A 19976-nucleotide genomic window follows, 5' to 3' on the forward strand; every position below is an offset into this window, starting at 1 on the left:
TGTAAATTCTCTGAGTCGCGACTCTGGTTCTTACCAATACATCTGTTTATTGATTGCTTCAACACAAGATGAGTTGCCCGCAATCGGCTCAATGTTATCACTCACCAAAGATTGAGCTAGCCAGCCTTCTGGGTAGGTCAAGTTCAGTGGTGCTTTTACCTGTTGCTCACTGATCTGAGTAAAGCCAACTTTTGAGTAAAAGTTTGGATCACCATAGGTGAGTACCAAAGTAACGCTTTGCTCTTGCAAGGTTTGTAGGCCAAATGTGATCAGTGCTTGTCCAACGCCTTTACCCTGATAATCGGTATGAACCGCTACGGGGGCCATCAGGAAAGCATTGACACTGTTCTCGAACGTCATTCTTGTAAAAATAATGCTGCCGACAATCTTTTCATTGTCAGCTGCAACAAACACCATCAGATCATTCTTGTCTGTCGTCATGAGATCAGAGACCAAGTCGCCGATCAATGCACCCTCTGCTTCACCTTCTGAGTCGGTAAAGGTCTTGTGAAAAACGTGTTTAAGTTCTTCTAGCTGGTTTGGTTGGTATAGTGAATATTTCATTTTTTATCCTTTCTTTAAAATAAACATTTGGTAATCAAACTCATCCAACCTACGGTGATAGATATCGTATTCGCTCTCTAGATCGGTTAACACTCTTGAATCTCTCATTTCACTCTTTAACTCATTAATTCGAGCTTGGAGTGGTTGGTAATAGTTCGCCCATGCTTGTTCGCTTAATGCAAAGCTATCTAGCACCTCAAAGCCTGCAGCTTCCGCTTGATCAATACGATGTTGCGCTGTAACCATGTCAGGGTATTCTTTGTGCCAAAAATCAAACGCATCCTCACTTGGGGTATTGGTAGACCAAACTAAATCACTCAAAACCAATACGCCATCGTTTACCAATAGTTGACGCCATTGCTTCAGAGCGTTAGCCACTCCCATGATATAAGCGCTACCTTCTGCCCAAATTAGATCAAACGTTTCAGCTTCGAAGGGCATATCCATCATACAGGCGCACACCGTACTGATTCTGTCCGCCAAGCCTTGTTCCGTTGCTCGCGCCATTAAGCGAATTAATGACGGCTCATCATTGTCTACGGCAGTGATGTTAGCTGAGCAGTGGTTTGCCAATACCGTCGTGGCGATACCCTGACCACAGCCAATCTCCAAAATCGCGAGGGGTTTACGCGGAACATTAGCAAGAGCGTGAAGCGTATCGCTCTCTGAACCTGGCCCCCATCTATCTAGTTGTGCGAAGACTTCATTGAAGTCCGCCATGTAGCTAGTATGTTGATTCATATCTTTTGATAACCACTTTAATCTAAGCGCACATTTTTCACTGAACCCTTGTTTAAGTAACCAATCTAAATGAGCATCAGGAGCGACCTTGTCCAACGACTCATGCCACTCGGTTAACTGACCCTCACCGAGTAAGGCAGCTAGAAGCTGCCGCGATTTCTGCTTTTGAGCTATCTCTACATCAAGCTGATCAAGTCGCTCAAGAAGCAGTTGGCGATCCACTTTCGCCTCCATGCTTGCTTGACATTCTTTTAACGTCAGCCCTCCTCTCTGAAGTTGCTGTATTAGTCGAAGACGCTGAACGTCGAGATCACTATAGCTGCGATAGCCATTGCTCAAGCGTTTACCACAAATCAAACCTAGCTTCTCGTAATAGAGCAGTGTCGTTCGCGATACCGCAACCAACTCAGCTAACTCTGATATTCGATACATGCTTAATGTCCTTTTTCGGGGGTATAGCCGTTAATATAGGGTTATCATAAAGTGTAAAGCCATAGACAGGTCAATAGCTAATTTTGTGCTTTTGAAGGCGTTCTGAAAGTGCGCGGGATCTGCATAAATAAAAGTATGTCAAAATGACTGACGCAATTGAATGTTGACCTAATAGGTTAACTTTGAATGGGGTAAAAGTTTGTTAGAGCGACTCTATATGCAAGAATGAACTTTTCGGGGAAATGTGCGCAAAACCCCAAACACGCCTATGCTCTTATATTAAGCGCTGCGAAAATATACTAAGTGACTTACCCCTAAACATGAATTAATCGCTCTTAGTACGTTTCAGTGCGGCTTTGTTGCAGCACTAAAGCTACGTGGTCTTTTGATACGGTTAGGCGACCCGGTAGCTCTTGGGCATCCCGATGTGAGTAAAGCGATTTAAAATAGAACAACCGAGTAACATTTCCTTCGATTGATTTTCAAACTCTCTGCAGTGTAATGTATTGCCTATTATCTTCTTGTAACGTTGCATGGCAGTCTCTGAGATATTCCGTTTTCCATATTGACGCACGCTCTGCCAACCGATAATGCCAAGGGCAAAGCAACCTATCAGGTTGCTCATCCGCTTTGGGTGATGAACCTCATCGGCAAACGTATTGTCTTTCGGCGGTATAACAATCTCAGCATCCGGGAAATGATTCTCTAATGTCTGGTACACCGCATTGGTATCATACATTTTGTCGGCACTTACGTGCTCGATATCCTCTGTGATGGACTCGCACAGAGCACCGACAACCTGATCATCCATGGTTTTTTTATCGGCAAGGATTGCGCTTTGAATTAAGTGACCCTCATCAACAGCAAAGTGCGCCTTTCGCCAGCTTCGTTTTGCATTAACCTTATGTTTCTCCTGGTGCCACTCATCCTTCCCGAACCGCTTGAGTCCCGTAGAATCAATGGCTATCGCTGCAATTTTGTCGTCTGGTTGTTCATTGGCGCCGCGAGATTGAGCTGCTTCAGCCGCTTTGATAACAGCGTATAATCAGGGTGCGGCAACAAAGCCTTCTGACGGCGTAACGTAATTTAGGCGGCTATGCTTATGTTCGGTATTATGCCAATGATGGACAGGAAAACTAACAGGTCGTTAATTGCTGCCGTAGGCAGCCTATGTTCTTACGAACTTTAACTCTTAATCGTCTGAGTCACTTTATCTGGGAAGCCAATTTAACTCTTAATCGTCTGAATCACTTTATCTGGGAAGCCAAAGTATTTTTGTGCACCATCATGATCGAGTAATAAACAGTTATTTGAGGCTGCAATATAAGATTTGTCGTTAGTCGTGAAAATGACCGTCGCTTCTGCCAATTTCTCAGTAAATAACTTATTAATGTATTTTACGTATTCTTTTTCGCAGCCCACAAAAGGCTCATCAATAACAATGACCCCTTGATCACAGCAACCGAGGCCAAGTGCCATCCGTAATGACTGTTGCACACCATTAGGTAATTGCTCGACATAATCTGACGACATATGTGTATCTAGCCCGTCGGGTAACCATGGGTGTAAGTCAAAGAAGTCGATAATTTCTTCCATTTGATGTTTCGCAATGACACCGTCATGAATGATGAAATTAGATTCCAGCGTTCCTTCAAAAATGTGCAGTTCAAAAGGAATGTAGTTAATGGCTTTACGATAGCGGAAATTATTAAACTGCTTAATGTTGTAACCATCCAGTAAAACGCCGCCTTGATAGCGATCTTCCAATCCAGCCAATATACTGAGAAGAGTCGTTTTTCCTGAACCTGAAATACCCGATATCGATACTTTGTCACCAGCTTGTACGTTAAAGGCAAGGTTAGTTAATCCATTCGGTGCGCCTTGGTAGCGATGAGTAAGGCCATTAACGGTGATATTCCCTTTAAAATGTCGAATAGGCGGGCTTTTTTCTAAATGATGACGATCGTCATTTAGCGACATTAACGCGTTAATCTGCGTGCTAGCAGCCTTAATGGTTTTGAACTTGGTAATGGAGTTGTAAATGCCCATTATCGGTCCTAGTGCTTTCCACACTAAGATGATGATGGCAAGCATTGCCCCTGCTTCTGTTTCCCCCGCCATTACGCCTAAGACGGCTGTGATAATACTCGCTGTACCAATGGCTTGAATTAATCCTTGTCCCATGGATTGGATTTTACCGTTGGTTATCGAAACACCTTTGGCATCATCCAAACTTTGGTTATGTGCGGCATGAAAACGTGAACGAATAACACGCAGTAACGGTAACCCTTGAATGGTATTAATGCTGCGTAATAGCTCATTCCATTGATAAGAGACCATGGCATTGGCGCGTGAACTTTTGGCTGTTGCTTGGGTGTAGATATAGCGAGAATACACGCAGAACACTAACATCAAGGCAATACCGGCTAATACGGTAAGGGCGGCAGAGCCTGAAATTATGGTGATTGCCAAAATGAAGATAATAACAAACGGCATGTCAAAGTAGCTGAGTGTTGATTCAGCTGTCACCAATTTCCGCAGTTGGTCGATGTCTTTCAAACGGGCTAATTGTGACGATACCCCTGCCGATGACGTCATTGAATAGGGTAGCCATAACAGTTTGCTAATGACATTTTGGGATATATGAGTAGCAAGATCTTTACCAGATGTTGCGAGTATATTCATTCGAATACGTTTGAATCCATATTCAGCAAACGCTAGAAATATCGCAAGTGCTGTTAGCCAAAATAGAGTGGTTTCAGAGCCAGAGGTTAGCGCGAAGCTATAGACTCCCATGATAAAAAATGGCTGCATGGCACCAAGTACATTGATGATCAAACTAAGCAGCACTAAACTTTTTATTTCATCGTTATAACGGTAGAAAGCGTATTTAATCCAGTTAGATTTATCTTGGGATTCTGGTGGCGGTTCTCGGAATATTTTCGAATATTCAGATATTTCACACACCGTACATGCTTCATTGGTGAGCGCATGTTCAAGCAGCACATTGTTTCGGTAGTCGAACAGCTTTGCCATGCCGTTTTCAATACCTAAAAAGATGGTGCACACATTATCGAATTCGATAAAAGCAGGTACGGAAACGTGTTCCAACTGATGCATATTAGGGTAACGTTGTTTTTTACATTCGTAATCTAACCGTGACAAGGTACTGGCAAAGCTGTCGATGTCTTTGTCTTGCGGAATAAAGGCATCGGTTAATATTTCGGGGGTGCCTTCCCACTGCAGCGTGACTAAAGTATAAGCGATACCTAATATGGTTGGAGAGTCACGATAACGCTCTTTGAATTTATCTGACCCAAAGTCGCCTAGTCGTTCTTCGGTATTGCTGAAATCGATCAATACACTCATGCGGCAACCACCTTCTTCATGAATTTATGCTTAACCAAACGGGTGTCGAGCTGCCCCAACTTGTTGCTGACGATAATGCAGATGAAGTTGTTAGATTTTGGTGCAATACACGATAATAATAAACGTCCAAACTGCTCGTCATACACCATGTCGATATCATCAATCATTAATACTGGTTTGTTACTGAGTAAGGCTCGAACAATCAATAATGCAAATAATATTTGACGCGAAAACGGTAACTGAGTGTGGCTTGATATTTGGGTATAAAAACCATTCTTTAAACCATCTATATTGTTTTTTATTGCTAAGTTTTCGCACAAGGAAAAAGCGGCATTATTCAAGTGTGGGCGAAAACATGTGAGATTATCGATGATCGAACCTTCCACCAATGCGGTATTTTTATCGACTTTGATGATGTCATTTCGCCATGTGGCATATTCAATATCTGCGAGCGGTTGTTCATTGACGTGAATCGTGGTGGCATTATCGTGTGTATCACGCGTCAGACATCGTAGAAGGTGGCTTTTCCCCGTTCCGCTCGCACCAGTGAAGAGGTGAATACTTCCCTTAGAAAGCTCAAAATTTTGTGGGGGCGTTATTCCATCGATTGGTTGAATGCTGAGCGTGAGACTATTCACGGGTTGTAGGGGAATATCCTCATTGGCTGTGGCTTCTAATTCCAGAAGTTCACAAATACGCTCAATGTGCATTTGGTTTACCCGCCAGCGGCTTAGGGTTCTCATTACTTGCTGGTAAGGGGCAAAGTAGCGATTGGTGAGAAGAATAACGGCAGCCATAACCCCTTGGCTAATTTCCAAGTTGATGACAGCACGCGCACAAAGCACCACCACTAAGGCGACAGAGAGTTGTTGAATTAAGTTTAAGGTGAGATTAAAAGATGATTCAAGGCGTTCGTATTCAATGCTTTGGGTTTCACGTTCTCCGATCATTTCGACCATCACGCTTTCTACGCGATATTCCATGGTACGGCTTTTAATGTCTAATGGGTTAGAGACGATCTCGATAATCTTGGAGTTGGTTAACCCTTCGATATCAGATCGTTGTGATAAAACATCGACCCGCTTTTTAGCAAGAAAGCGTGCAGTCACAAATAAAATGCTTGAAGCGATGATCAGTGCCAGGCCTGCCCACATATTGATCAAGAAAATGATCAATACGGTAATGGCGCTAGTGCCACCGTTGATCAGCGCTTTGATCGATTCTCCGCCGAAAAACTGTTTAATATCAGGGATCGTTGAAATACGCTCGAGGTATTCCCCCATTTCCAAACGGTTAAAACGTTCAATATTTGCGGCACAAATAGCAAGAAAGACACTGTTGGTTAGCTGGCTTTCAAACCGTTTCATAATGACCGATACTAAGTATTCTTCTTGGCGTTTTAACTGATAGTCGATAAAGATGGCTGTCAAAATGACGGCAAATAATAACATCAACGAGTTGGTTGATTGATTCGGTAAGATACGGTCAAAAATAATCAAAATAGAAAAAGGTAATACCAAGCCGAGTAGCGTGGTCATGATGGTAGAAAAGACCAAGTATACTTTATCTATAGGGCTGATCTTTCGAGTAAATAAATGACTTTTCATTGTTTACTCCTTTTATTGAACCAAGAGATGTAATGGAATAGGGGAGTCGGTTTTTCTGTCGCTGACGGGTGACATTTGTTCCGCTATTTTCCCAATCGTATTCATATTCAGGTTGCCAATCAGCTCGTTCAGTTGTACCAAGTTAATGATGTAGTCGTAGCGGGCGCTCTCATAATCACGAATGCTGCTAAATAACTTACTTTCAGCGGAAAGGAGATCGGTGATTGTACGTGTACCTAATTTATGGGCTTTTTGAATGCCATTATAAGAGGCGTAATTGGCTTGAATAATAGTTTTTAAGCTGGCTAACGACGCGGAATAATCGTTAATGTTGTAGATGAATTCATCGAACTGTTGCTGGCTTTGATCTTTACTGTCTTGTAAGTCAATTTCGGTGCGTTCTATGTCGAATTTGTTTTGTTCATAGCGGTAGTAATCACGACCGCCATTTAAAATTGGCACATCGAGCTTTAGGGTGTAGACCGCTTCTTCTGTCACCCCATTATCAGGAAGTACCGTGGCTGAAGCATCGTTGGTATCATCATAGGTATAACCGATACTGCCCGTAAGTGAAGGTACAAAAGTAGCCCCCGTTTCTTTTAGGGTTTGTCTGCTTTTTTTGACTTGCTGCTGAGCGATAAGTAAGTCATAACCCGAAGTATACAAGATGTCGTTTAAGCGACGTTCTCGATCTGAAGGGATCTCGGTGAATTCTATCGTTGATTGCAGATCGTAGTCGGGATTTAAAGGGCGCTGAACAATCATTTCAAGCTGAGTCAGTATGATTTTTTGATCTTTTTTCAAAGTGCGTAGCGTGTTTGCGGTACCTTCTTTTTGGGCTAATACTTCGTATTTTTCAGTACCAGCCATATTGCCTAGTTCGACGTTACGCGTTATTAATTTTAAACGGGAGATCGAAGAATTTAACTCTGCCTGAGTCGCGCGAATTTGGGCGCTACTTTTCAAATATTCAAAATAAGTTGTAGATGCATCTCGAATAATGGTTTGGCGTGTTTGTTCGGTTTTTAGGGTTTCAATATCAACATCAATACGCGTGTTGGTGTGTGAATAAATATCACCCAAGTTAAATAGCGTTTGTGACAAAGTAACGTTAACGCCGTGGTCATTATAACTGTTGTTGGTATTAGGCCCCGATGTTTGATGTGTAGTACCATCATTCCAATTGGTATTGGCAGAAACATTTAACGAAGGGAGAAACTTTCCACGGTTAATATCGAGATCATATTGTGACGATCGTAAGCCAGTTTCAGCGCTGTTGAGTGACAAGTTTTCTTGTAAGGCTATATCGACCACTTCCAATAAATTGGCAGCAGAGGCTGTTAAGGGCTGTGAGAACCCCAATAATAAAGCACATGACATTACGGTTGAAACGCTAACAGATTTTCTTAATTGCCATGTATTTTTTAATAACTTTAATGATTTCATCACTTTTATACGGCTTGCTGATGACATAGTCCATCCCTGCTTCAATACATGACTTGTGCTCTGTTGCACTGGTGAGTGCGGTTGCGCCAATAATGGTGGCAGGTTGGTTAATATCCTTTTCCTGTTCCCGCTGGCGAATTAATTTTGTGGCTTCTAGCCCTCCCATACCAGGCATAATGCAGTCCATGAATACAATATCGGCACCGTGCTTTTTCATGTATTCGACGGCTTGTGCGCCATCGCTAACGGTATGGGAGTCATAACCTTGTTTGCTGAGTAGCTTTTTCAATAAGAATTGCTGTACGCGATCATCTTCAACAATCAAGAAAGTACTTTGAGTTTGTGTATTGGTTTCTTCGGTTTCTTTAAGCGCTTCTGATAAATTAGGAATGAACTCATACGGTATTAACGGGGTATAGAACACGCGATCAACATATTCATGGGTATCTTGCACCGTGCTTGATTCTGATGCCGCTAAAAATAATTTTGTTTTAGCAGATTTTTTCAGACGTGAGTGTAACGTCTTACAGAAAGATTTTAGCTGAATGCCTTTTAGCGTATCGGTGATAATAATGGCATCGTAATTACCAATAACAGGTAATGATTGGAAGATGTCATTGGCGGTGCGGATCACCTCAACCGTTGCACCATATTGAGTTAAAATTCGTGACATGATATCGATTTGTAGTGGGGAGTCGGTACAAATCATAATGTGTTTATTTTCAAGCGAACGTTCAACGCGATAAAAACTCTTTGGCGTAATATCAATGGCAATATGCAGCTGCTGAAAATACTGTACTGGTAAGTCGTCGTGATGGTTTTTTGATGCTTGAAACCATAAGGATTTAAATCGACTAACCTTGGTTAAAATAGCTTTAGACCATTCATCATTAATGCCACTTTTTTCTTCGACAGGATCCCATAACGTGTCTTGGATTCTGGCAAGATCCACGTTATCGGTTGGCAGGAATAAAATTTCAAAGATCAAACGGGTTTGTTCAACGTCTTCTGCTGCTTCAGTGCGGATCCTCAGTAAAATGTGTTTTTCATTTTGTGCCGATATAGCATTAGAGAGTTGTAAGAATAGAACCCAAAATAGGCTGGTGGAATTCCCTTCAATGACTTCTGGTAAGTTATCATCTAAGTAGCATTCTAAGGTACGTTGTGATTGCTGTGTTTTTGCGGTTAAGTGCACAATCAATTCAGACATGAAAGGTAAAAAAGACACTTTGCCAGTTTGACTCTTATTACCACCAGAAATTAATCGATTATAGTTATCAGCAAGATCGGATAAGGTATTTGTTGCCAGCGTAATATCACGTGCCATTACGGCACCATTCTCGCCAGCATCTTGTGCCATTAAGCGTACCCCACCTTGAATAGTGTTGGTCATTCCGCGAATTTCATATCCAATAAGGGCGTAAAGTTGGCGGTATAAATCGGCGTTACGTTTTTGAAATTCAATTTCTTGATACATGGACGACAGGTTGGCGAAGATGCGTCTTTCTGTCGGGGTTGTTTCGAGGTTATTAAGTCGGGCCTGAATACCTTTGGCATCGATATTTTCAAGCTGAGTGGCAAGCTGTTCAACATCATGATGAGTGTGTGTATTGCGCTTGTTCACCTGCTTTCTACGAGATACTTGCATTAATGCGAGAACAATAGCCATGCCGGTACTGAGTGCAAAAATTAAAAGAGCTTGATAAAAAAGTTGTTGTTGCGCGTTGTAATAATCAGCTTCAACAATATTGATGAGGTTTTGATGAGCAGCTTGTAGTGCGACATAGCTGTTGAGTAACGATTGTTGAAAGATAGTGATATCACCCGTCGCCAGATATTTATCAATCGATACTTGCAACCGTGGGTGTACTACATTACCCACTAAACTGACTTTAGACTTTTCAATGGAAGCAAGGTGCTCAAAACCAGTGATCTGTTGACGTAGTTCGCTAATAGGCAAACCAAGGTAGGGTGAACTGGGTACGCATTGTGTTTTCTCACAGCCAAAGGCTGTTTGCATTAGCGTTTCAGTTTTACTTACCAATGCTGCTGAACTTTGCAGTAAATTAGATTGTAAGCTGGTGGTGTAATCGGCGTTATTATTCAGCCAGCGCCAACCTACTAGAGTTTGTGCGATGATAAACCCTACAAGTAAGATGAATGAGATTCCAGTGATTGTATTCTTTGATGTATTCACAAATTCTTACCTCTCATCAAATGCGTCTTCCATGGCACTCATTACTGGTTTTAATGCGTAATCAATGGCGTAGCGTGAACCTGTCTTAATATCGGCAGTGAACTCCATGTAGGGTGATAGCGTGTATTTGGCGCCAGATTTTTCAAGAAAATCTTGTTGAATAGTGATCTTCGCAATATAGAATTCATTTTCTTCTTCTTCGTATGACGAACGACTGATCGAGTTAATCGTGCCTGAAATAAACCCATATTTGGCAAAGTTATAGGTGTCAAACTTCAATTTCACTTCTTGGCCTATCTCAACAAATCCCATGTCTTTCTTTGGAATTTTCGCTTCGCCGTGCAGTGTGTTTTTGATTGGCGAAATGTCAGCAATACTTTCATTCGGAGGAATAACGGCTGATTTAAAGTTGAAATGTACTTTGTCGACTACGCCATCAACAGGTGAATACACCGTTAAGCGGTCTACTTTGTCGGTATGCTGTGGTAGTTGTGCTTTTTTCAACGAGAGATCTTTTTCAAGCTGGTTTATTTGTGTTTGGTATTCGGCATTACGGTTGGCTATGGTGTCGTTAAGTTGTTTTTCTAGTCGCGCAGATTGAAACTGCTCATTCATTACTGCTTCAGCTAGATTTTCAATCTCTCGTAACATGTTTGTTTCTTGTACTTGCATATTGAGTACATCGATGTAAGACGCCATTTCTTCTTTATAGAGGGTTTCTTTGATTGAGAGTTGCTTGTTGATTAACCCTAATTGCTTGCGTGAACTGTTAATTCGATTTTTCATCGAGACGATAAGGCGTTTTTTATGCTCAATATCAAGGCTCATTAGCTCTTGGTTTGACGTGTTTTTTTGAAATTCTTTTTGCCATGACTCAGTGTTTTGTGTGATCAGTGAGGGATAAGCACTAAACGATGAAAAGTCAGGAAGGGTTTGGTTAATTAGCCCTAAATAACGGGAGATTTCAATTTCTAATCCAACGATATCTAATGTAGCAGATTTGAGTTGAGTATTACGATCAACCGATTTAAGCCGAGCAATAGGTTGACCTGCGTAAACGTAATCGCCAGTTTTGACTAAGATCGTGTCGAGAATGCCGCCTTCTAAATGTTGTACACGCTCAATGTCTGAATCGAGCAGCATTTCACCTCGTGATGATACGACTATGTCAATTTGGGCTTGTGAAGCCAATACGATAAGTAACAGAAAAGCGGCAAACAAAAAGAGCAACGACTTATGTACGGTTGTCATTGCGCTCTTGATATAGACATTATTTTCTATCTCTATGTCATCATTGTGCTTAGATTCTACTAACGCTTTCTTTATGTGCTTTTCTATGCCCATTGAATCGACTCCTTGAAACAATGACCATCTGCTATGCCGTTAACGTTAAAACTTGTTGGTTAACTCTAGCCACTTCTTCTAAAGCTTCATTAAGACGTTGTACATCAGGTTTGTCACCGTATTTGCATAAGTTTTCGATGGTTTCCAGTTGTAGTGTGGCCTTCTCTTCACAAAGGGTTAGCAATACGCCTCTAAGGGAATGTATGGTATAAAATAACCCTTCAATATCTTGATTTGCGTATTTATTTTGTATTACGCGTATATCATCACCATGTTCTTCACTATAAAGCTCGATAATCATCGAAATCATGTCGTCGTCATCGTTCATAGAGCTACTGAATTCCGTGTAATTTATCATTATAATTTCCCTTTTCTTTCCCCAGTTGAAACCTAACATTCAAACATAAAATGGTTCGCTAACAATAATATATGGTCTAATTTTGACTATATATCAAGACAAAAAAGCAATTCTTAAATTTTCATTTATCTCATAATATTTTTCATGCTAATTAGCCATTTTTTTGACGCCAACTATGCGTAATGTCACTATTTTTCTATTGATAGAAAAATTATGTTCAATATATTTGCCAAACCATTTTTGTTGTTCTTATGTGTATATAGGAAAGTTTATTGTGTACATAAATAACGGCACTTTACGGAGATCTCTAATGGCGAAAAATAAAGATGGTAAGTATCATGATAAAAAGAATGATGACAACAATGAATTGAATGATGCTGTTGAGAATATTGCCACGCCAGATGAAGGGACAGGTGACCACCGTGGGCATGATAGACAGAATTTGCAAAATACTGTTACTGCAGCCACAGCTACCGGAGCTGAATCATCAGATTTAGCTGATGAAATGAATGCAGCGCTAAATGAAAACCCTTCTAGATCGGGTCGAGAAGAGCAAGGAGGGCAACGCCGCGCAGAAGAACACAATGCTAACGATGATGATAAACCACAAGGGCGAGGTGGTAATAAGACAGCACAAGAACCAACAAATAATGGCCGTGATAATAATGATAATGATGCGGCTGGTGGAAATGAACCACAATCTGTTGGTGGTAATACGCCACAAGGTTCGCCATCTGGCAGCGGTAATGATACGCCTCAATCAAGAGGAGGTGGTGTAACCTCAGAGCAACAAACTGCGGGAGGTGCTGGTAGCGGTCGAGGAGGACAAGCCCGAAACCTAGAGGTAGACACGGCGACAACCAGTGAAACGTTTGAGGTTGATGTTACAGATGCGACTGCTGCTGATTTATCTGTTGAAGATGAATTTGATACTAAGAGCAACTCAGAAACAATAGAAATCCAAGTTAATAACGTGAACGACGAAGTCGTTATTGATGATGAAATTGCACCTATGTTCGATGGTGTCGAAGATACACAGATTGTACTTACTGAAGCTGAATTATTGGCAAATGCGAGTGATGTTGATGTTGATGGTGATGATTTAAGTGTCGAAAATTTAAGTATCGAGAATGCGACGTTTGAAATTGAGATTGATCCTGATACGGGTGAAAAATCATTTGTTGTTACGCCAAATGAAAATGTAAATGGAGAGTTGAAAGTAACGTTTGATGTATCAGATCATAATGGTAGCGAAGTTGCCTCTGGTGCAACGTTGAATGTTACTGCCGTCAATGATTTGGCAGTCGTCACTCCAACCGATATTGATGGCACCGAAGATACCAGTATCACCTTTACTCAAGAGATGCTGCTGCAAAATGCTACCGACATCGATAGTGATGATCTGACCGCGCTTAACCTGAGTATTGATGCGCAATATGGCTCGGTCATCGACAATGACGATGGTACATTCACCTTCACCCCAACCGCCGATTATAACGGTGATGTGCCTTTCACCTTCGATGTCGATGACAACGATGGTGCGGTGACTCCAGCTTCTGGTAACCTCGATCTTGCTGCAGTAAACGATGCCCCTGTACTTGCAGAAACCTCGTACATTGTAAATGAAGACGGCAGCATTGTGATCACTGAAGCCTCATTAATTGATAATGCGACAGACGTGGATAACAATGCGTTATCAGTGGCAAGTATCAGTGCGGATGAACACGGAATCGTCACTCAAAGTGACAATGGTGATTGGGTGTATACCCCAGATGCTGATTATAGCGGTGACGCGAATTTAACCATCACCTTAAATGACGGTACGGTCGATGCTGAGTTCACTGCCCCCGTAACGATCACTCCCGATGCCGATGTACCTTCGTTAACTGTGTCATTGACTGACATGACCTTAGCAGAATATGGCGTGGGTCAAAACAGTGCTCTCACCGGTTGGCATACCGACAATCACAATAACTATATCGAAATTCATCAAGATTATGTCTACGGGGTGGGTGATAACCGTGGGGGCGTAATTGAATTAGAAGCCAATCGTGGTGATGAATCAAACTTGTACACCAACCTTGATGTGCAAGCTGGCGATGTGGTGATCTTGTCGTTTGATATGTCTGCGCGCCTGAATTATGAAGGGGCAGATTCGCAAGTTGATATTTACTTTGAAGGGGTGTTGATTGACTCCCTTGCTCCAGAAGATGCGGGGTGGGGAAACCACACCTATCAATTAACCGCGACAACTGATAATCCTCGATTAGAATTTGATTCGCCTGATGACAACGGCCTCGGTGGGTTGCTTGATGCCATCACTGTCGTTAAAGACATTATTGAAGATCAGGCCGTGCCTATCGTTATTGATAGCGCAACACTGGATATCGATGATTCTGAATCACTGCAATCGATTGTTGTTGATGGCTTACCTGATGGTGCCACCCTGACGGATGGAGACAACATCTTTACCGCCAGCAGTGATGATAACAGTGTCGATGTGTTGGGCTGGGATTTAAGTAGCTTAAGTTTCCAAGGTGCTGAGAACTTTAATGGGTCAGTGTCATTAGCTGTTACCTCGACAACGGTTGAAAACAGCACCCTTAATGATGAAACATCCGAAACTGCGTCAACAACCAGCAAGCTGGAGTTTGAAGTACAAGCGGTGAACGATGCAGTCGTGATCGATGCCGACAGCGTACCGCAGTTTAACACCGATGAAGATGCTGAAATTATCATCACAGAAGCGGCTTTACTAGCGAATGTCAGTGATGTAGACGGTGATGACCTAATCGTTACTAATCTGACTATCGATAACGCCAACTTTACAACTGTGATTGACAGTGAAACGGGCGATAAGTCGTTTATTGTCACGCCGAATCAAGACGTGAACGGTGATTTGACCATTACGTTCAATGTGTCTGACCAAAACGGTAGCCTTGTTGCCTCTGACGGTACATTAACGGTTGAAGCCGTGAACGATGCGGCGGTTGTGGATGATAAAACCTTCACCATTAATGAAGACGGTACCATTACTTTTACCGATGAACAGTTATTACTGGATGCTTCGGATGTCGATCATGATGATCTAACCGTTGATTCTGTGACATACGGTGGAGCCGATGGTGTATTCACTGATCACGGTGATGGTACGTATACCTTTGCACCGAATGAGAATTTCAACGGCGACGTTGATCTCAGTTTTACTGTTAGCGATGGTACAGCCTTAACCCCTGTGAATATCGACATTCATATCGAGGCTGTTAATGATATTCCTGTCGCAGGCTCTACCTCTTACTCTGTGAACGAAGACGGTATTCTCACATTTACTGATGACCAATTACTTGCTAATTCCAGCGATGTGGAAGGCGAAGTCAGTATTGATGCTGTCACGTATTCAGGCACTGACGGCATACTGACCAATAATGGTAATGGTACATACTCTTTTGCCCCTAACCCTAATTTTGAAGGTGATGTCGCATTTGATGTCACGGTAAAAGATCAAGATGGCGCTACGGCAGTTACCAGCGCCGAGGTTGATGTGCTTGCTGTGAACGATACGCCAGTCGTAACAGAAAATGTGGCATATAACGTTAATGAAGATGGCACGATTACACTGACGCAAGAACAGTTATTAATGCATGCATCAGACGTAGATGGTGATGATTTAACTGCTACTAATCTTCAACTAGAAGCCTTCGGCTCAGTTGAAAAGCATGAAGATGGGTCGTTTACCATTACGCCCGCAGAAAACTTCAATGGTGACTTACAGTTAACGTTCGATGTGACTGATGGTCAAGAAATCGTATCTACGGGGCTCGATTTAACCGTTAATCCGGTGAATGACCCAGTGGTTGCACAAGATGACAGTAGTCTTGATGGAATGGATCCGCTGATTCGTTTAGATGCTGCACCAGAACATGGTTCGGTACAGTATCTGAATGAAGACGACGAATGGGCTGATATGGTTATTGGCTTAACATACCCAGCTGATACTCAAGTACAGTTCACCCCGAATACCGAAGAGATTCAGTCTGATACGCGAGATATTCGTGTGGGTAGCTTCGACAGGGATACGTCAACGCGCATTTTTGATGGTAAAGCGACTGTAGAAGATTGGGGTACCGTTGATGGTGATACTGCGGTCTATGTTGAAGACGGCGTCACTGTTACGACTCAAGTGAATACGGGGGAATTGGCTGCTTGGAATGGTGCTGGTAATTCTCAAGGTGCGGGGATTGGGAATGATTCAAGAGACGGCTTAGATTCCAATGAAATATTGACCGTCACGGTAGAAGGGGAAGATGTTAATCAGATTACTTTTCAGCTTGATGGCTTAGGCAGTTACTTTGATGCGAATAGTAGTCATGCTACAGAAGTGATCATTCATGCTTATGATGTAGAAGGAAACTTAATTGACACCCAAGGCGGTTATCGTGACTCTGGTGAATATCAAGATACTTACGCGTTTACGACAGATGTACCCGTTCATCACTTTACCCTTGGTACAACAGGCAGCAATGGTACGTATGTTGTTCAAAACATGACGGTGTCACGTACCATGTCTGAAGAAATTCAAATGACGACGATTCAGTCGGATGGAAGTGAAATCAGTTATTCCTTAAACCTCGATCTCAACCACAGCACTGCCGACCAAACGTTGGATGTCACCGAACAGTTAATTGATGTTAACGAAACAATTTTATCTCGCGCCATTGAAGTTGAAGAAGACGGTCAGCTTGTTATTCAAGCCGCAGATTTATTGCTCAACGACAGTGATGTCGATGGCGATACCTTGTCTATTTCAGCTGTTGCGGCAACAGATGATACACATGGTACTGTGCATGTAGATGACAATGGCAATGTCGTTTTTACCCCTGATGCTGATTATAACGGACCAGCTTCTTTTACCTATACCATAACAGATGGTAATGGCTCTTATGATACGGCAACGGTATCGGTAAACGTGACTCCAGCTGATGATCTTCCTGTTGCCCCAAGCCTGAGTTTTAATGTTGATGAAGATCAGGTATTGGTCATTGATCCTGCTTATATTTTAAGCCAAGCCAATGACGTGGATGGAGATCAACTCTCGTTAGAAAGCCTATCGTTGAAACAACCTCAAAACGGCAGTTTACAGTTACAACAAGATGGTATGTACCACCTCATCACACCACCTGACTTTAATGGGTTAATCGAGCTAGATTACCAAGTGTCTGATGGTAACAATGTGGTCGATGGCGGTATGAAAGTCGATGTATTACCTGTTAATGATGCTCCGTTTAATGGCGGTAATGCGCATTTAACCACTTACGAAGAGGGTGCCTTCACCTTTAATACCAATGATATGTTGGATTTGTTTGGTGATATTGATGGAGATGCTTTAGTTATTTCTCGCATCATTAATGCTGACGGTGACGAAAGTGGAACGATTGAAGATAACGAAGACGGAACCTGGACATTTACCCCAACGGGTGATTACGCAGGTACAACTGAACTGCAAATAGAAGTGAGTGACCCTGATGGGTTAACCACCATGCTGACCATGCCTATTTTTGTCCGCCCTGTTGCAGATGGCGCCGTGATAACAACAGATCACGATGGACCACTTGTTTTTGATGAAGATACCACAGGTTTACTGGGGTTGAATGTCGATATGATCGACTCGTCAGAAGTCTTAAGCCATTTAGTTATCACAGGTTTCCCTGTCGGATTTGAGGTTTCTGATGGTGTACATTCTGTGATGATCACAGAGCCAGGACAAATTGTTGATGTTACCGAATGGAGTTTCAATGATCTTTCGATTACTCCACCACAAGATTTCTCAGGTAACTTCTTCATTACTGTTTCGGCAACGACTGCAGATTATGGTGAAACCACATCAAGCCAAATAACCCAACCGACAGATACCTATGCAGATTTCGACGTGGCTGAAAGTGGGGCGTTAACTCTTACCACTGCTGATCTTTTAGCGATGGTTGATGATATTGAAACCTCACCATCAGGTGAAATACACGGTGTACACCTTATTGATCGCAGCCAAGGGGAACTGGTTGATAACGAAGATGGCACATGGTTATTTACTCCAGCTGATGGGGTAGGCGGTAACGTTGATTTTGCTTATCAAGTAAATCATGACGGTGAAAGTAGTGATGTACAAAGCTCTATTGCTGTCAATGAAGCCGATGAGGCTGACTCAAATACAGCTCCAAGCGTTGATGCTGTTGTAACAACAGAAATAGAAGCCGGAAACACGCTAACGTTTAATGACGGTGATATGTTGGCACAGTTGTCTGATACACAAGGGGATACGCTTAGTATCGAATCTGTGCAATTAATTACAGGTCAAGGTGTGTTAGAAACCAACAGTGAAGGAGAATATACGTTTGCCCCTGCTGACGGGTATACTGGTGGGGCGCATATTGCCTTTGTTGCGACTGATGGTGAAGAAAGTGTTCGCAGTCATTTCACGGTTTATATTAATGAAGCAGAAGACGATGCTTCCCAACAAAGTAGCGATTTCACACTGGATGAATTCGGCGCCTTACACTTGGCTGAAAACGATGTTCTGGCAGCGCTGAACCTTGATTTATTATTGGATGTTTCGTCTGTTGAATATAATGGTGATGCGGGTACTTTGGTTGAAAATGGTGACGGTAATTGGGTGTTCTGGACTGATGATGACTTTAATGGCCAGTTGGATCTCGATATTAGTACAACAGACGGTGATAGTATGGTGATGCATTCGCTGCAACTTGATGTAGCAGAATATGAAGCCCCTGAAGCTTCTCTGCCAGCAGAACGTCAAGCTGATGAAGCTTCTTCACAAGAAAATCATGATACACAGACGGTTACGTTGGATGTACAAGCAGTGGTAAACAACGATTCTACCAACGATAGTGAGGCTGATATAACAACGGCACCGGGTAGTACGGTACGTATTGATATTCCTGATGATGTGGCAAATAATCCTGATGTTGAGCAAGTTGAAATCAGTAACCTGCCAGAGGGCGCGACTATTTCAAACGGTATTTTGAATGATGACGGTTCGTATACGATCAGTGGTAACTTATCGCGCCCTGTGAAAATAGAGCTTGCCGATGAAAATGAAGGAAAAGAAGAAATTACTTTCGAAGGGCAATCAGACATTGGTACACCGATTGAAGGCGCCATAGGTACTGTAATAATTGAAGTGGATGATGACCATGCCATGCAGTCTGGGCATCGAGGCAATGATAATTCCCGTGGTATACATAACGATGATGATTCTAGGGGAGACTGGATGCAGGGTGATAACCGCGACCAAGGCGTTGATGCTATGGATGACAGTGCATCGTATGAACACGATGAACATACTGTTCAGCAAGATGATTCTAGCGTGATAGATGACAGTTATCAGTAACGGTTGGCTTTAATGTAATGAACCATCCCACTCCATAACGTCCCGTCAGGCTATGATTATGGTGACAATTAATAAGCAATTAATAAGCAATTAATTGATAAGTGGGAGAGAGTGATGGTCATTAACTTACTGGGTATTGATAGCGCGATAAAGGTAGTGCCATTTCCCCTTCACTTTGACATAAGTTTCGTCGAGCTGCCATGAGATGTCTGTCCGGATGAATTGATGGCGACGTAATTTCTTCCGTAATACTGGAGCGTATTCAATAAACCAACGATAAATGGTCGAACGATTCACCGAGATCCCTCGCTCTGCCAACATATCATTGAGGTTGGCATAGCTCATTGGTGTTGAACCATACCATCGCAAGCACCAAAGGATGATTTCAGGAGAAAAATGTTTCCATTTGAATTCATTCTTAGTCATTGGGCGCTCAGAGGGTTAGGTAAAGGTGGAATTTTGGGTTGTGTCGCAAACTGGAGTGCTGAGTTATGATCTCCGCCAGCACTCATTACC

The 19976-nt window shown here is 42.4% G+C and carries 10 protein-coding genes and 1 pseudogene; 1 reads left to right on the plus strand and 10 read right to left on the minus strand.

The window, feature by feature from the left end; translation table 11 throughout:
• Window positions 1-30 precede the first annotated feature (30 nt).
• The 9 genes from C9J12_RS26545 to C9J12_RS26585 all read right to left on the minus strand — a co-directional run bounded on the left by C9J12_RS26545 (window position 31) and on the right by C9J12_RS26585 (window position 12058).
• A complete protein-coding gene (locus C9J12_RS26545; RefSeq protein ID WP_107245706.1) occupies window positions 31-564 on the minus strand; it encodes a GNAT family N-acetyltransferase in 534 nt (177 codons plus the stop codon).
• Between the two features lie 3 nt (window positions 565-567).
• Window positions 568-1737, minus strand: coding sequence for a MerR family transcriptional regulator (locus C9J12_RS26550; protein WP_107245707.1), 1170 nt, complete (start codon window positions 1735-1737; stop codon window positions 568-570).
• A gap of 394 nt (window positions 1738-2131) precedes the next feature.
• Entirely contained in the window at window positions 2132-2770 is a 639-nt protein-coding gene (locus C9J12_RS26555) for an IS5 family transposase (protein WP_227876479.1), read from the minus strand.
• Between the two features lie 194 nt (window positions 2771-2964).
• Window positions 2965-5106 carry an ATP-binding cassette domain-containing protein gene (locus C9J12_RS26560; protein WP_107245709.1) on the minus strand — a complete coding sequence of 714 codons (2142 nt, stop codon included), beginning with the start codon at window positions 5104-5106 and terminating at the stop codon, window positions 2965-2967.
• Entirely contained in the window at window positions 5103-6713 is a 1611-nt protein-coding gene (locus tag C9J12_RS26565) for an ATP-binding cassette domain-containing protein (RefSeq protein WP_107245711.1), read from the minus strand. The genes C9J12_RS26560 and C9J12_RS26565 overlap by 4 nt, the downstream gene beginning before the upstream one ends.
• Before the next feature lie 12 nt (window positions 6714-6725).
• Window positions 6726-8186 carry a TolC family protein gene (locus C9J12_RS26570; protein ID WP_107245713.1) on the minus strand — a complete coding sequence of 487 codons (1461 nt, stop codon included), beginning with the start codon at window positions 8184-8186 and terminating at the stop codon, window positions 6726-6728.
• Entirely contained in the window at window positions 8107-10356 is a 2250-nt protein-coding gene (locus C9J12_RS26575) for an ATP-binding response regulator (protein ID WP_107245714.1), read from the minus strand. Before C9J12_RS26575 ends, C9J12_RS26570 begins: the two co-directional genes overlap by 80 nt.
• 6 nt (window positions 10357-10362) lie before the next feature.
• Window positions 10363-11700 (minus strand): HlyD family type I secretion periplasmic adaptor subunit, encoded by a 1338-nt coding sequence (locus tag C9J12_RS26580; protein WP_107245717.1) that lies wholly within the window; start codon window positions 11698-11700, stop codon window positions 10363-10365.
• A 31-nt stretch (window positions 11701-11731) separates the two neighbouring features.
• Window positions 11732-12058 (minus strand): Hpt domain-containing protein, encoded by a 327-nt coding sequence (locus C9J12_RS26585; protein WP_170111894.1) that lies wholly within the window; start codon window positions 12056-12058, stop codon window positions 11732-11734.
• A gap of 310 nt (window positions 12059-12368) precedes the next feature.
• On the opposite strand from C9J12_RS26585, the gene C9J12_RS26590 reads away from it, so the two are divergent.
• Window positions 12369-19460 carry a tandem-95 repeat protein gene (locus tag C9J12_RS26590; RefSeq protein WP_107245722.1) on the plus strand — a complete coding sequence of 2364 codons (7092 nt, stop codon included), beginning with the start codon at window positions 12369-12371 and terminating at the stop codon, window positions 19458-19460.
• Window positions 19461-19589: 129 nt separating this feature from the next.
• Here the strand turns inward: C9J12_RS26590 and C9J12_RS26595 are convergent.
• Window positions 19590-19886, minus strand: a pseudogene (locus C9J12_RS26595) (DDE-type integrase/transposase/recombinase); the annotation flags it as partial.
• Between the last annotated feature and the right edge of the window lie 90 nt (window positions 19887-19976).

Origin of the sequence: Photobacterium frigidiphilum (assembly GCF_003025615.1) — a bacterium.
GTDB lineage: Bacteria > Pseudomonadota > Gammaproteobacteria > Enterobacterales > Vibrionaceae > Photobacterium > Photobacterium frigidiphilum.

What these genes read in the sequence shown, in the direction of transcription:
- C9J12_RS26580 (WP_107245717.1), bottom strand. Translation starts at nt 11,700, where the DNA reads ATGGGCATAGAAAAGCACATAAAGAAAGCGTTAGTAGAATCTAAGCAC.
- C9J12_RS26570 (WP_107245713.1), bottom strand. Translation starts at nt 8,186, where the DNA reads ATGTCATCAGCAAGCCGTATAAAAGTGATGAAATCATTAAAGTTATTA.
- C9J12_RS26585 (WP_170111894.1), bottom strand. Translation starts at nt 12,058, where the DNA reads ATGATAAATTACACGGAATTCAGTAGCTCTATGAACGATGACGACGAC.
- C9J12_RS26550 (WP_107245707.1), bottom strand. Translation starts at nt 1,737, where the DNA reads ATGTATCGAATATCAGAGTTAGCTGAGTTGGTTGCGGTATCGCGAACG.
- C9J12_RS26560 (WP_107245709.1), bottom strand. Translation starts at nt 5,106, where the DNA reads ATGAGTGTATTGATCGATTTCAGCAATACCGAAGAACGACTAGGCGAC.
- C9J12_RS26590 (WP_107245722.1), top strand. Translation starts at nt 12,369, where the DNA reads ATGGCGAAAAATAAAGATGGTAAGTATCATGATAAAAAGAATGATGAC.
- C9J12_RS26565 (WP_107245711.1), bottom strand. Translation starts at nt 6,713, where the DNA reads ATGAAAAGTCATTTATTTACTCGAAAGATCAGCCCTATAGATAAAGTA.
- C9J12_RS26545 (WP_107245706.1), bottom strand. Translation starts at nt 564, where the DNA reads ATGAAATATTCACTATACCAACCAAACCAGCTAGAAGAACTTAAACAC.